Annotated in this window: 13 protein-coding genes and 1 other annotated feature; of the genes, 9 read left to right on the plus strand and 4 right to left on the minus strand. The window is 35.9% G+C overall.

The features are described from left to right. Position 1 precedes the first annotated feature (1 nt). Positions 2-187: a YqzH family protein gene (locus tag MRBLBA3_RS01475; RefSeq protein WP_044737774.1), complete on the minus strand. Its 186-nt coding sequence runs from the start codon at positions 185-187 to the stop codon at positions 2-4. 224 nt (positions 188-411) lie between these two features. Here MRBLBA3_RS01475 and argC point away from each other — a divergent pair, with 224 nt between their 5' ends. The 7 genes from argC (at position 412) to MRBLBA3_RS01510 (ending at position 6,711) form a co-directional block, all read left to right on the plus strand. After that, positions 412-1,449 carry an N-acetyl-gamma-glutamyl-phosphate reductase gene (argC, locus tag MRBLBA3_RS01480; protein ID WP_000861260.1) on the plus strand — a complete coding sequence of 346 codons (1,038 nt, stop codon included), beginning with the start codon at positions 412-414 and terminating at the stop codon, positions 1,447-1,449. A gap of 10 nt (positions 1,450-1,459) precedes the next feature. After that, positions 1,460-2,683 carry a bifunctional glutamate N-acetyltransferase/amino-acid acetyltransferase ArgJ gene (gene argJ, locus MRBLBA3_RS01485; RefSeq protein ID WP_363379589.1) on the plus strand — a complete coding sequence of 408 codons (1,224 nt, stop codon included), beginning with the start codon at positions 1,460-1,462 and terminating at the stop codon, positions 2,681-2,683. An 11-nt stretch (positions 2,684-2,694) separates the two neighbouring features. Beyond that, complete coding sequence (gene argB, locus MRBLBA3_RS01490) at positions 2,695-3,462, plus strand: acetylglutamate kinase (RefSeq protein ID WP_044737775.1); 768 nt, start codon at positions 2,695-2,697, stop codon at positions 3,460-3,462. After that, on the plus strand, positions 3,459-4,619 hold the full coding sequence (locus tag MRBLBA3_RS01495) for an acetylornithine transaminase (protein WP_000200537.1): 1,161 nt from the start codon (positions 3,459-3,461) through the stop codon (positions 4,617-4,619). Before argB ends, MRBLBA3_RS01495 begins: the two co-directional genes overlap by 4 nt. A gap of 12 nt (positions 4,620-4,631) precedes the next feature. After that, the gene (gene argF, locus MRBLBA3_RS01500) at positions 4,632-5,582 is read left to right on the plus strand and encodes an ornithine carbamoyltransferase (RefSeq protein ID WP_363379591.1); all 951 of its coding nucleotides are present in this window, start codon (positions 4,632-4,634) and stop codon (positions 5,580-5,582) included. Between the two features lie 300 nt (positions 5,583-5,882). After that, entirely contained in the window at positions 5,883-6,434 is a 552-nt protein-coding gene (locus MRBLBA3_RS01505) for a DUF2062 domain-containing protein (protein ID WP_142344322.1), read from the plus strand. A 58-nt stretch (positions 6,435-6,492) separates the two neighbouring features. After that, positions 6,493-6,711: a hypothetical protein gene (locus tag MRBLBA3_RS01510; RefSeq protein ID WP_212087964.1), complete on the plus strand. Its 219-nt coding sequence runs from the start codon at positions 6,493-6,495 to the stop codon at positions 6,709-6,711. A 24-nt stretch (positions 6,712-6,735) separates the two neighbouring features. Here MRBLBA3_RS01510 and MRBLBA3_RS01515 read toward each other — a convergent pair whose 3' ends face one another. Together MRBLBA3_RS01515 and MRBLBA3_RS01520 are read right to left on the minus strand one after the other, a co-directional pair. After that, a complete protein-coding gene (locus MRBLBA3_RS01515; RefSeq protein ID WP_000445823.1) occupies positions 6,736-7,182 on the minus strand; it encodes a MarR family winged helix-turn-helix transcriptional regulator in 447 nt (148 codons plus the stop codon). A 72-nt stretch (positions 7,183-7,254) separates the two neighbouring features. Further along, positions 7,255-8,034, minus strand: a complete 780-nt coding sequence (locus tag MRBLBA3_RS01520) for a GDSL-type esterase/lipase family protein (protein ID WP_363379594.1) — start codon at positions 8,032-8,034, stop codon at positions 7,255-7,257. 272 nt (positions 8,035-8,306) lie between these two features. Between MRBLBA3_RS01520 and cpdB the strand changes: the two genes are divergently transcribed. Beyond that, on the plus strand, positions 8,307-10,718 hold the full coding sequence (cpdB, locus tag MRBLBA3_RS01525; RefSeq protein ID WP_363379596.1) for a bifunctional 2',3'-cyclic-nucleotide 2'-phosphodiesterase/3'-nucleotidase: 2,412 nt from the start codon (positions 8,307-8,309) through the stop codon (positions 10,716-10,718). A gap of 51 nt (positions 10,719-10,769) precedes the next feature. Here the strand turns inward: cpdB and nhaC are convergent, their stop codons facing one another. Next, positions 10,770-12,143 (minus strand): Na+/H+ antiporter NhaC, encoded by a 1,374-nt coding sequence (gene nhaC, locus MRBLBA3_RS01530; protein ID WP_363379598.1) that lies wholly within the window; start codon positions 12,141-12,143, stop codon positions 10,770-10,772. Between the two features lie 277 nt (positions 12,144-12,420). After that, positions 12,421-12,640, minus strand: a binding site (T-box leader). A gap of 142 nt (positions 12,641-12,782) precedes the next feature. Here nhaC and MRBLBA3_RS01535 point away from each other — a divergent pair. Next, positions 12,783-13,139: a hypothetical protein gene (locus MRBLBA3_RS01535; protein ID WP_002094419.1), complete on the plus strand. Its 357-nt coding sequence runs from the start codon at positions 12,783-12,785 to the stop codon at positions 13,137-13,139. Positions 13,140-13,188: the final 49 nt, after the last annotated feature.

Here is a 13,188-nt window from a genome sequence, read left to right on the forward strand (position 1 = left end):
TTTATTTTCCAGTCACATAATCGTAAACGATATCCTCAACAGCCTCGTATACATCAATTTCAGTATTTGAATGAATTATCATTTGAATATGTTTAATTAGCATTTCCTGATCCTCTTTTGAAACATGATTACATTGATATTGCCGAAAACTTTTTATAATCATTTTCTCAATTAATTTTTTATCCATGTTTTTCCCCGCCTGTATGTATACATGTATTGTTTTATTGTACTTGAAGTGAAATGAAAATACTAATATGCACTGTTTTTGTATAAAAATCCACTTGTATATATTGCTTTCATAGTGAAATTAACATTTTGAAGTTTTTAAAAATTATAAATATTTAATTGACTTTATAATTATGCAATATTATAATCATACTTAATTTAAAGAATAGATATGAGGAGGAGCTTATGAAAGTCGCAATTATTGGAGCAACTGGATATGGAGGTATTGAGTTAATTCGGTTATTAGAGCAACATCCATATTTTTCGATAGCATCTCTCCATTCTTTTTCACAAGTTGGTGAATTTATAACAAATGTATACCCGCATTTTCGAAATATTCTTGTCCATACGTTACAAGAAATTGATGCGGAGAAAATAGAGAAGGAAGCTGAAATTGTATTTTTAGCAACCCCAGCAGGAGTATCCGCAGAGTTAACTCCGAAATTATTAGCAGTAGGTTTAAAAGTAATTGACCTATCTGGAGACTTTCGTATGAAAGATCCTTTGACATATGAACAGTGGTATAAAAGGGCAGCTGCAAAAGAAGAAGTTCTTAGGAAAGCAGTATATGGGTTAAGTGAATGGAAAAGGTCCGAGATTCAAAATGCTAATTTAATTGCAAACCCAGGATGCTTTGCTACAGCTGCATTATTAGCGATATTGCCGTTAGTACGTAGCGGCATGATTGAAGAAGATTCAATTATTATTGATGCGAAATCAGGAGTATCTGGAGCGGGAAAAACGCCAACAACAATGACTCACTTTCCCGAGTTATACGATAACTTGCACATTTATAAAGTAAATGAGCATCAACACGTTCCTGAGATTGAGCAAATGCTTGCAGAGTGGAATAGGGAAACGAAGCCAATCACGTTTAGTACACATTTAATACCGATATCACGGGGGATTATGGTTACACTTTATGCGAAAGTAAAACGAGAAATGGAAATAGAACAACTTCAAAAATTATATGAAGAAACGTATGAACGATCGACTTTCATTCGAATTCGCACACAAGGAGAGTTTCCAAGTCCGAAAGAAGTGAGGGGCTCAAATTATTGTGATATGGGGATAGCTTACGATGAAAGAACAGGAAGAGTGACGGTCGTTTCTGTTATAGACAATATGATGAAAGGTGCGGCTGGGCAAGCGATTCAAAATGCAAACATAGTAGCGGGACTAGAAGAAACAACGGGTTTACAACATATGCCGCTTTATCTATAAGGGGGACATGATGATTAAAGTAGAGTCTATTACAAAATTAGAAAATGGTTCAATTGTAATGCCAAAAGGCTTTTCGGCAATCGGTACTGCAAATGGTTTGAAAAAAGAAAAAAGGGATTTAGGTGTAATCATTTGTGAAGTGCCAGCATCATGCGCCGCCGTCTATACAACAAATCAAATACAAGCAGCACCCCTGCAAGTAACGAAAGATAGTATAGCGGCTGAGGGGAAATTACAAGCAATTATCGTCAATAGTGGAAATGCAAATGCTTGTACGGGAACGAAAGGATTACAAGATGCATACGAGATGCGCGCATTAGGGGCGGGACATTTTGGAGTGAAAGAAAACTACGTTGCAGTAGCTTCAACAGGTGTAATCGGTGTGCCTTTACCGATGGATATAATCCGAAAGGGAATTTCGACTCTTACACCGGCGAAGGCAGTAAGTGAAGCACATTCTTTTTCTGAAGCGATTTTAACGACGGATCTTATAACGAAAGAAACTTGCTATGAGATGATCATTGATGGGAAGAAAGTGACGATTGCTGGTGTCGCAAAAGGTTCAGGGATGATTCATCCAAATATGGCAACGATGCTAAGTTTTATTACAACAGATATCAACATAGAGCATGAAGTATTGCAAACAGCATTATCACAAATAACGAATCATACATTTAATCAAATTACGGTGGATGGAGATACTTCTACAAATGATATGGTCATCGTAATGGCAAGTGGATTATCAGAAACGAAACCAATAACTATGGAACATAAAGATTGGGAAACTTTCGTATTTACTTTACAGAAGGTATGTGAAGATTTAGCCAAAAAAATTGCGCAAGATGGTGAAGGGGCTACGAAGTTAATAGAAGTAAATGTGCTAGGAGCTCTAACAAATGAAGAGGCAAAGAAAATTGCAAAGCAAATAGTCGGTTCGAGTCTTGTGAAAACAGCGATATATGGTGAAGACCCAAATTGGGGGCGAATTATTAGCAGTATTGGACAAAGTGAAGTAGAGATTAATCCGAATACAATTGATATTACTCTTCAATCTATCGCTGTGTTAAAAAATAGTGAACCTCAAATGTTTTCTGAAGAGGAAATGAAAAAGAAATTACAAGAACATGAAATTATTATTGATGTGTATTTACATTTAGGAGAAGAGAACGGATCAGCTTGGGGCTGTGACTTAAGCTATGAATATGTGAAAATAAACGCTTGTTATCGTACATAAGGAGAGGGAAGATGAGCGATTATATTGTAGTGAAATGCGGCGGTAGTATGTTGGATCAATTAAATGATGTGTTTTTTGATTGTATAAAGAAATTGCAACAAAAGTATAAGGTAGTGATTGTTCATGGTGGTGGTCCAGAAATTGATGCCAAATTAAAAGATTGTAACATCAAAGTAGAGAAAAGAGATGGGTTACGAGTAACACCAAGAGAAGTTATGGATATTGTTCAAATGGTGCTATGTGGAAGTACGAATAAAAAACTCGTAATGAATTTACAAAAGCATAATTTACTTGCGGTAGGTTGTTCAGGATGTGACGGCAATTTACTTCAAGTTCAACCTGTCAGCAAGGAGATAGGATATGTGGGAGAAGTAAGTTATGTCGAAACAGCCTTACTAAAAGGGTTAATAAAGATGAATTATATTCCTGTTATTGCTCCAATCGGGATAAATGAAAATGAGATTTATAACATAAATGCGGATAATGCTGCAGCTGGAATTGCGGCAGCATTATCTGCAAAGGAACTCATTTTTATTACAGATGTAGATGGAATATTACATGAAGGAAAATTAGTAAAGAAAACGGACGAATTTGAAATTGATACTTTTATTGAAAAAGGGGTTATTACAGGCGGGATGATTCCGAAAGTACAGGCGGCACTAGCGTCATTAAAAATGGGAGTGCAAAAGGTAAGTGTCGTGAATGGTACAAAAGACTTTGCTGAAGTTACCGGAGAGTGTATTGGAACGACGGTAACGAAAGGAGTGAGTATTGTATGACAAGTCATCTTTTTCAAACGTATGGGAGAAGAACTATTGAGTTTGTAAAGGGAAAGGGAACGAAAGTTATTGATACAAATGGTAAGCAATATTTAGATTTCACTTCCGGTATTGGAGTGTGTAATGTAGGACATTGTCATCCTACTGTGATGAAAGCTGTACAAGAGCAACTTGATGATATATGGCATATATCTAACCTGTTTACAAACAGCTTACAAGAAGAAGTCGCGTCATTATTAACAGAAAATATAGCATTAGATCATGTATTCTTTTGTAATAGCGGGGCAGAGGCGAATGAAGCAGCTTTGAAGCTAGCCCGTAAGCATACTGGAAAATCTCTCGTCGTAACATGTGAGCAGTCTTTTCACGGGAGAACATTCGGAACGATGAGTGCGACGGGGCAAAATAAAGTGAAAGAAGGATTTGGTCCGCTCCTTCCGTCTTTTTTACATATCCCTTTTAACGATATAAAGGCGTTAGAGGAAGTAATGAATGAAGAAGTTGCGGCGATAATGGTAGAAGTTGTTCAAGGAGAGGGAGGAGTCATACCTGCTGATTTATCTTTTTTGAAAGCAATTGAAGCATTATGTAATAAGTTTGGCTCCTTATTTATTATAGACGAAGTACAAACGGGGATAGGAAGAACAGGAACACTATTCGCTTACGAACAAATGGGAATAAAACCTGATATCGTTACCGTTGCAAAGGCACTAGGAAATGGTATTCCTGTTGGAGCGATGATTGGTCGGAAAGAGCTCGGAACGTCGTTCACTGCAGGATCACATGGTTCAACTTTTGGCGGGAATTATATTGCGATGGCTGCAGCGAAAGAAGTATTACAAGTAAGTAAAAGACCATCGTTTTTAAAAGAAGTACAAGAAAAGGGCGAGTACGTATTAGAGAAGTTGCAAGAGGAATTACAACATGTCGAATATATTCAAAATATACGTGGTAAGGGGCTTATGATTGGAATTGAGTGTAAGCATGAAGTTTCAAGTTTTATAGAACAACTAGAAAAATCAGGACTTCTCGTATTACAAGCAGGGCCTAATGTTATAAGACTATTACCGCCACTCATTGTAACGAATGAAGAGTTAGAACAGGCAGTATATATGATAAAAAAAGTGGTTTGTACAAAAAATGCATCAATCATATAAGGGGGAAATTTCATGTCAACTGTACAAGTACCGAAATTAAATACGAAAGATCTTTTAACACTAGAAGAATTGACGCAAGAAGAAATCATTTCTTTAATTGAGTTTGCTATATATTTAAAAAAGAATAAGCAGGAGCCTTTATTACAAGGAAAAATATTAGGGCTTATCTTTGATAAACATTCAACTCGTACCCGCGTATCTTTTGAAGCAGGAATGGTACAGCTCGGAGGACATGGCATGTTTTTAAGTGGGAAAGAGATGCAAATTGGAAGAGGGGAGAGCGTTTCAGATACTGCGAAAGTATTGTCTCATTACATTGACGGGGTTATGATACGTACATTTTCACATGCCGATGTAGAAGAGCTTGCAAAAGAATCGAGCATACCTGTAATTAATGGATTAACGGATGATCATCATCCATGTCAAGCGTTGGCAGATTTAATGACGATTTATGAAGAAGTGAAGACATTTAAAGGAATTAAATTGGCTTACGTAGGTGATGGGAATAACGTATGTCATTCATTGTTGTTAGCGAGTGCGAAAGTCGGAATGAATATGACTGTTGCAACGCCTGTAGGGTATGAACCGAATGAGGAAATTGTAAAAAAAGCATTAGCGATTGCTGAAGAAACAGGAGCTGAAATTGAAATTTTGCATAACCCTGAATTAGCGGTAAATGAAGCAGACTTTATTTATACTGACGTTTGGATGAGCATGGGGCAAGAGGGAGAAGAAGAGAAATATACATTATTTCAACCTTACCAAATTAATAAAAAACTTGTTATGCATGCGAAGCAAACGTATCGTTTCTTACACTGTTTACCTGCCCATCGTGAAGAGGAAGTAACAGGAGAAATTATAGATGGACCGCAGTCTATCGTCTTTGAGCAAGCTGGTAACCGATTGCATGCGCAAAAAGCATTATTAGTAAGTTTATTTAAAAATGTAGAAGAGCCTTCCTAAAAGGGAGGTTTTTTTATATTGAAATGTCGGATGTATATTTAGTTAATTATCTCTATATCATTTATAATAAAAAGAGAAAACTAATTTTATCCCGCATTAACGGGCAGTAAAACTCCCACCTCAAAATTTGGCTGAAGCAAAGAAGTTAGGTGGGAGATCAACTGCCCGTAAACGCCCGATTGGTTCAACTAATAATCAGTGGGGGATGAACAAAACCTCCACTGATTATAGTTTCACTTTATTTTTCATATCATGTAAGGACATACTAGATAAAAAAATATAGTTAAAGAGATGATGAATTTGAAAACAACTAAGAAAACATATTCGTTTTTTCAGCGAATGTGGAGAATATTAAAGTTTCAATATTTTAAGTTGCTTCGATCGCCAGAAGGAGCAAAGAAAGTGTCGTTAGGTTTTGCGATTGGATTTGGTTTAGAAATGTTGGTAATTTATACGGCATCGCTCGTATATTTAATATTTTATCCGATCGTTCGATTAGCAAAGGGATCTTTTCCTGCTGCGGTTATTGGCAATATTATTGGGAAAATATCGTTTCTACCGGTATTTTTATTCCCGTTTGCTTATGCGTTAGGGAAAATGATTTATCCATTTGATGTACAGAAAATACATCATGAACCATTTACGATATCAGATTTGTTTTCGAGCCATATTTTTACGATGTTAAAGAGCTTATTACAGAGTGAAGTATATGTATTAATTGGTATGACGATAATAGGAATTGTGTTTGGGGTAATTTCATATTTCGTTGTGCATTATTTATATGAAAAGAATCGTAAGTTACGTTTGAAGAAAAGAAAGAAACAAGTGAGAGAACCACTTGTGCAAATATAAAGAATGTCACATTCATTTTCCCCTTTGAATATGTTTAAGGAAAAGGGGGAGAGAATGAATGTATTATTACTATGTACCTCAAGTATATCCATATATAAATTATTATCCTGTAAATGATATGAGGCAGCAATTCGGCGTATATCCGCAGCAACAAATACAGCAAATGCAACAGCCGCAGCCTCAACAGCTCGAGCAGCAACCTGTTCAAGAACGAAAGCCGTATTTAATGACATGGCCATATTCAAATGTATACTATGGTAATTATTACGAATCATAAAGCTGCTTCTATTTAGAAGCAGCTTTATGCGTTTGTTTTCAAAATTAAATTTTGAATGGTTTGAAGAGAATGAATGAGCTTTTCGCGCTCTTCCTCAGATAATGTTTGAAAATTTTCTTTTAGTTTGTCTAAAATGAATTGTTGATACTGATTTACTAGTAATTTCCCTTCAGTTGTTAGGGAAATTAAAATGACACGTCGATCCTTTTCGCTATAATGACGCTCTATTAGTTCTTCTTGAATAAGTTTGTTTAATAGAGGGGTCATGTTAGGCCGTGAAATCGCTAGCCGCTTGCCAATTTCTGAAACTGCTAATGTACCATTTTCATGCAAAAGCAGTAACACTTGCGTATGTGATGGCGGCATATGTCTTTGAGAAGAAAACTCTCCAGGAAGCATAAATTTGCGATAAAAAAGAGGCACTAGCGAAAGAAGATGATCAACAATACGTTCCCACTCGCGTGATTCCATATAACGGCCCCCTTCCACTATCATTGTAACAAAAAAGACAAGGTATAAAAATAGAATTGTTTCACGGTAACCTTAATATTTGTAGGATAACACTTGTTTTGTAAATGTATTGGCAATAATCGCATAACCTTTATCATTTGGGTGTACTTGGTCAAATAGTAAATCTTTTTTATCATTCGATATTAATTTGCGAATTGGTAAAACGATCGACGGTTGATTTGCTTTTGAAATAGAATAAACAGAATTATTCCAACCATCTAAAAACATATCTGCATAACTTGAGATGGAGTCATCTAGTTGTAAAGGGTTATAGAGTTCAGAGAGAATGAGTAAAGCATTCGGATTTTGATCTCGAACAGTCTTTACAATATTTTTTACATCCGTTTCAAAACGGGCTTTTTCCTTATTTAAAATTTTAATACCATCTATAACACCTACATCACGATTTAAGCGGAATAAATTATTTCCTCCAATATTAATAGTAATTATATTTGCTTCCCTAATCTTTTGTTGAACTTCTTCTGACTGGACTTTTTTAGCGAGACGATCTGTAGTGAGACCATTTACACCGAGGTTTTCTACCGTAATTGGTTTATGAATTTGTCCTTCAAGTTGTCTAGAGGCTAATTCGGCAAATCCCCCTTGTGTTGAGCCGTATCCTTTTGCAAGTGAATCACCTAATACGAGGTGATAAAAAGAGTCGTTCGTTTGTTTATCAATCCAATTTGGGGCAGATGTTTTTTCTGTTTTTCCTTCATTTTCTTTTTGTTTTGTCTCATCGTTCTTTTCAAAATTAGAATAAGAGATGATTAGAAGGAGGAGACAAACAATTGTTAAGATGACTTTTTTCATAAATTCATCCTCCTTGTAATTGGTAATTGTATCATATTCAGCAGTATAAGCAATGTAAGGGCATAGTATATGTTTATGAAAACTTTACAATAACTTTACAGAAAATTTGTAGAAGTGTGTCAAAAAATATTGACGATATGAAAGTACTTTAGATATGATAATGTCAGATAAGGTGAAGATCATTGCTCTAATAGAAGAAAAAAGGTATGTGGTTAGGGACTGATAGAGATTCACTTCATTATTTTGGGGTAATCGTATAAGGGGGATTTTTTGTGAAAAAGTCAAAAAAAATGTTAGCTGGAGCAACACTTGCTATTGGTGTTATAGCACCGCAAGTGCTGCCAACAACAGCTCAAGCAGAGGAAAAAGCTGGGGAGAGTACAGTTAACTTACGAATTTTAGAAACATCAGATATTCACGTTAACTTAATGAATTACGATTATTATCAAACGAAAACAGATAATAAAGTAGGTCTCGTGCAAACTGCAACACTTGTTAATAAAGCGCGTGAAGAGGCGAAGAACTCTGTCTTATTTGATGATGGGGATGCATTACAAGGTACGCCACTTGGGGATTATGTGGCGAATAAAATAAATGATCCGAAGAAGCCTGTGGATCCGAGTTATGTACATCCATTATATCGTGTAATGAATTTAATGAAGTATGACGTCATCTCTCTTGGGAACCATGAATTTAACTACGGTTTAGATTATTTAAACAAAGTGATTGAAAAAACGAATTTCCCGGTTATTAACTCGAATGTCTACATAGATGACCATGATAAGGATGATACGAACGATAAACATTACTTTGAACCATATCATATTTTTGAAAAAGAAGTAGAGGATGAATCTGGCCAAAAACAAAAAGTGAAAATTGGTGTAATGGGATTTGTTCCACCTCAAGTTATGAACTGGGATAAAGCGAATTTAGAAGGAAAAGTCAAAGCACATGATATTGTTGAAACAGCTGAAAAGTTAGTTCCAGAAATGAAGGCAAAAGGTGCGGACGTTATTGTTGCACTAGCTCATTCAGGTGTTGATAAGAGTGGGCGTATCGCTGGAATGGAAAACGCATCGTTTTATTTAACAGAAGTTGAAAATGTAGATGCAGTATTAATGGGACATTCACATACTGAAATGAAGGATATATTTAATGGAGTTCCAGTTGTAATGCCTGGTGTGTTTGGAAGTAATTTAGGTATTATTGATATGCAATTGAAAAAGGTAAACGGAAAATGGGAAGTACAAAAAGAGCAATCGAAGCCGCAACTTCGTCCGATTGCTGATAGTAAAGGGAACCCATTAGTACAATCTGATCAAAAATTAGTTAATGAAATTAAGGATGATCATCAAGCGACAATTGATTATGTGAATACAGCTGTAGGAAAAACGACAGCGCCAATTAATAGTTATTTCTCATTAGTACAAGATGATCCTTCTGTACAACTTGTGACAAATGCACAAAAATGGTATGTAGAAAAGCTATTCGCTGAAAACGGACAATATAGTAAATATAAAGGAATTCCAGTATTATCTGCAGGAGCACCATTTAAAGCAGGTGGCCGAAACGGTGCTACATATTATACAGATATTCCAGCAGGAACGTTAGCGATTAAAAACGTAGCCGATTTATATGTATATCCAAATACATTATATGCTGTAAAAGTAAACGGGGCACAAGTAAAAGAATGGCTTGAAATGTCCGCTGGTCAGTTTAATCAAATTGATCCAAAGAAAACAGAAGAACAGCCACTAGTAAATATAGGTTATCCTACATATAATTTTGATGTTTTAGATGGCTTAAAATACGAAATTGACGTGACGCAACCAGCGAAATACGATAAAGATGGTAAAGTTGTAAATGGAAATACGAATCGTATTGTAAATATGACGTATGAAGGTAAGCCTGTAGCTGACAATCAAGAGTTCATTGTAGCTACAAATAACTATCGTGGAAGTAGCCAAACGTTCCCTGGTGTAAGTAAAGGTGAAGTTGTATACCAATCGCAAGATGAAACACGTCAAATTATTGTGAAGTACATGCAAGAAACACCAGTTATTAATCCAACAGCAGATCAAAATTGGGCGTTTAAGCCGATTGTTGCAGATAAATTAAATACAACATTTGACTCTTCACCAAATGCACAAAAATATATAAAGACAGCTGGGAAAATATCATATGTTGGACCATCTGAAAATGAATTTGCTAAATATGCAATTGATATAACGAAGAAGAATGATGATAAGGAAACTGGTGGAGAGAATCCAACGACGCCACCAACAGGTGAAGGCAATAACGGAGAGAATCCAACGACACCACCAACAGGTGAAGGCAATAACGGAGAGAATCCAACAACACCGCCAACAGGTGAAGGCAATAACGGAGAGAATCCAACAACACCACCAACAGGTGAAGGCAATAACGGAGAAAATCCAACGACACCACCAACAGGTGAAGGTAATAATGGAAATGAACCAAAACAAGATGGAAATAATGCAGGATCTGGACAAACTACAACGGATAATCAAAACTCAAAAGAAACAACAACTGTAAGTGAAAATAAAGAAGAACGTGATTTACCGAAAACAGGTACAAGTGTTGTTTCTACAATTGGAGCAGGTTTGGCGTTTGTTGGAGCGGGATTACTTCTGTTATTTAGAAGAAAGAAAGCAAATAGATAGTAAAGCATAAAAAAGGATTACCGTAATCGGTAATCCTTTTTTATGTGTATATTATGGAACAGGTACTGCTTTTTCTTTCTTCCACGAAAGACCAAATCCAGTGAAACCAACAATAATTGTTAAGACTGGGCAAGCTAAACAGAAAATTGCGAATGGAAGGTAATCAAATGTCGGAACGCCAAGGACATTCGATAAGAATACACCACTTACTCCCCATGGTACGAGCGGGTTAATAACTGTACCTGCATCTTCTAATACCCGTGATAAATTACGACGTTCTAAACCAATTTCATCGTATTTATTAGCAAATGCTTGTCCTGTTAAAACGATTGATAAGTACTGCTCACCAAGTAAGAAGTTTACACCAATTGCAGTTGAAGCAGTAGAAATAATTAAGCGTGTGCTATTTTTTACAAAGCTAGAGATGATATTCATCAGCTGCGCTATAATACCCATTCCTTGTAATAAACCTCCCATACAAAGAGCTAGGAAAATAAGGGCAATCGACATCATCATACTTTGTAGACCACCGCGAGATAGCAAGCTATCAATGTCTTTAATACCAGTTTTAGAAACGTAGCCGTCTTGCATAATTTTCATTAAATCAGCTAAAGAAGTGCTAGGATTAAAAATAAAGAGAATAATAATTCCTACCACAATTCCTGCAAGCAATGTTGGAACTGCTGGAACTTTTTTAAATGCGAATAGGAACAGTAATAAAATTGGAATAAGTGTAACGATAGAAATCGTTGCGTTTTTTTCTAATGTGCTAATAAAGTTTGTGAAGTCAACATCGCCACTAGTGCCGCTTCCTAAAATGAAAAATGCGATAAAAGCAATAATGAAAGCTGGAACTGTTGTCCAAAGCATGTTACGAATATGCTCAAATAAATCTACACCCGTTACAGCAGGAGCTAAGTTTGTTGTATCAGATAAAGGAGACATTTTATCTCCAAAGAATGCACCAGAAATAATTGCACCAGCGATCAGAGCCGGATCGTATCCGAGAGCACTACCCATGCCCATAAAGGCAAGTCCTACAGTTGCGGCAGTTGTAAAGGCACTACCGATACTTGTTCCAACAATTGCACAAACAACAAAAACAGTTGGAACGAAAATTTTAGGAGATACAAGCTGAAAGCCGTATACCATTAAAGTTGGAATTGTTCCAGCAGCGATCCAAACACTAATTAATACGCCTACAAGTAAGAAAATAAAAATAGATGGAATACCAGCTGAAATACTACTGATCATCCCTTTTTCCATAGTAGACCAAGAGATTTTTTTCATAAATCCAAATGCTAATAAAAGAACGATACCAAATAAAATTGGGATGTGTGGTGAAACTTCTAATTGGATAACACTAAAGCCAATACAGAAAAAGATAAATAATGTTAAAAGAACAGATTCAATTTTTGAAACCATTGTTTTCCCCTCCTAAGTAATCTAAAATAGCTCTTTTTTATATAAAATTCGCCAATATTGTTTATTTCCTTCTAAATTTTAGAATTTTGTGACAAATTACCGGTAATTGTTGGTCCTTCAATATGATACGGAAATGATTGGATAAAAAAACGTCCCTGCATATAATTATGCAGGGACGAAGAAATCGCGGTACCACCCTAGCTTGTGAAATGAATGTATCACAAAATAAAGGGTCGTATGATATGCGCTAATAAAATAAAAACGCCCCTGCAATATATGCAGGGACGAAAAATTCGCGGTACCACCCTAAATTGTGAAACAGTGTCGTTTCACCACTCTTTAGATATAACGGTCTATAACCGTCTTTCACTACTCCGTACGTTTCGCAAAAGAAGCTCCAGGGGGTAATTCATAATTCGCTCTGTACTGGTTCGCACCGACCACCAGCTCTCTGAAATCAGAAATCGAAATACTACTAATCCTATCAATGCCGATTCATATGATGTTAGTTAAATTTTTATCATATATTCGTCTTACATGTCAATAAAAATGTTCAATATTTTTTTAGGGAAATAAAGGAGAAATGTTTTTCATACTGTAAAAATGTGCGTTATAATGAATTTGAAAGGGGAGGAAAGAGTGAAGAAAAAAATAATTCTTTTTACCACCTTACTAGTCGTTGGCGGAAGTGCTGGAATTTACACAGCTTTTGCAGCTGAATCAGAGCAGTCGAAACAAAAGCAAATACAGCAGTCAGAAGTGAAGAAAGTGAAAGAAGCTGAAGAGAAGCAATCGATGGAAAAAGCAACTGAGAAACTAGGAGTTTCTACTGAAGGGAAAACAAAAGAAGAGGTTACGAAAGAAGTAGATAAAGCTAGGTTTGAGCAGCGCCATGATTTATTAATTGAGCATGCTAAGCAACTTGGAATTGATACAGAAGGAAAAAAAGATGAAGAGATTATTTTAGAAATCGGAAAGATACAACACGGAAAGTAGAACAACTTATCGTATGATAAGTTGTTCTTTTTTAAGAACTATTTGATTT

The organism is Bacillus sp. LBA3-1-1.1 (genome assembly GCF_040676495.1).
Lineage (GTDB): Bacteria > Bacillota > Bacilli > Bacillales > Bacillaceae_G > Bacillus_A > Bacillus_A nitratireducens.

Bases quoted from the DNA above. Each gene is read 5' to 3' on its own strand.
- nhaC (WP_363379598.1), bottom strand. From the start codon at position 12,143: ATGGTTTCAAAAATTGAATCTGTTCTTTTAACATTATTTATCTTTTTC.
- MRBLBA3_RS01520 (WP_363379594.1), bottom strand. From the start codon at position 8,034: ATGAAAAAAGTCATCTTAACAATTGTTTGTCTCCTCCTTCTAATCATC.
- MRBLBA3_RS01475 (WP_044737774.1), bottom strand. From the start codon at position 187: ATGGATAAAAAATTAATTGAGAAAATGATTATAAAAAGTTTTCGGCAA.
- MRBLBA3_RS01515 (WP_000445823.1), bottom strand. From the start codon at position 7,182: ATGGAATCACGCGAGTGGGAACGTATTGTTGATCATCTTCTTTCGCTA.
- MRBLBA3_RS01510 (WP_212087964.1), top strand. From the start codon at position 6,493: ATGTATTATTACTATGTACCTCAAGTATATCCATATATAAATTATTAT.
- argJ (WP_363379589.1), top strand. From the start codon at position 1,460: ATGATTAAAGTAGAGTCTATTACAAAATTAGAAAATGGTTCAATTGTA.
- MRBLBA3_RS01495 (WP_000200537.1), top strand. From the start codon at position 3,459: ATGACAAGTCATCTTTTTCAAACGTATGGGAGAAGAACTATTGAGTTT.
- argB (WP_044737775.1), top strand. From the start codon at position 2,695: ATGAGCGATTATATTGTAGTGAAATGCGGCGGTAGTATGTTGGATCAA.
- argC (WP_000861260.1), top strand. From the start codon at position 412: ATGAAAGTCGCAATTATTGGAGCAACTGGATATGGAGGTATTGAGTTA.
- argF (WP_363379591.1), top strand. From the start codon at position 4,632: ATGTCAACTGTACAAGTACCGAAATTAAATACGAAAGATCTTTTAACA.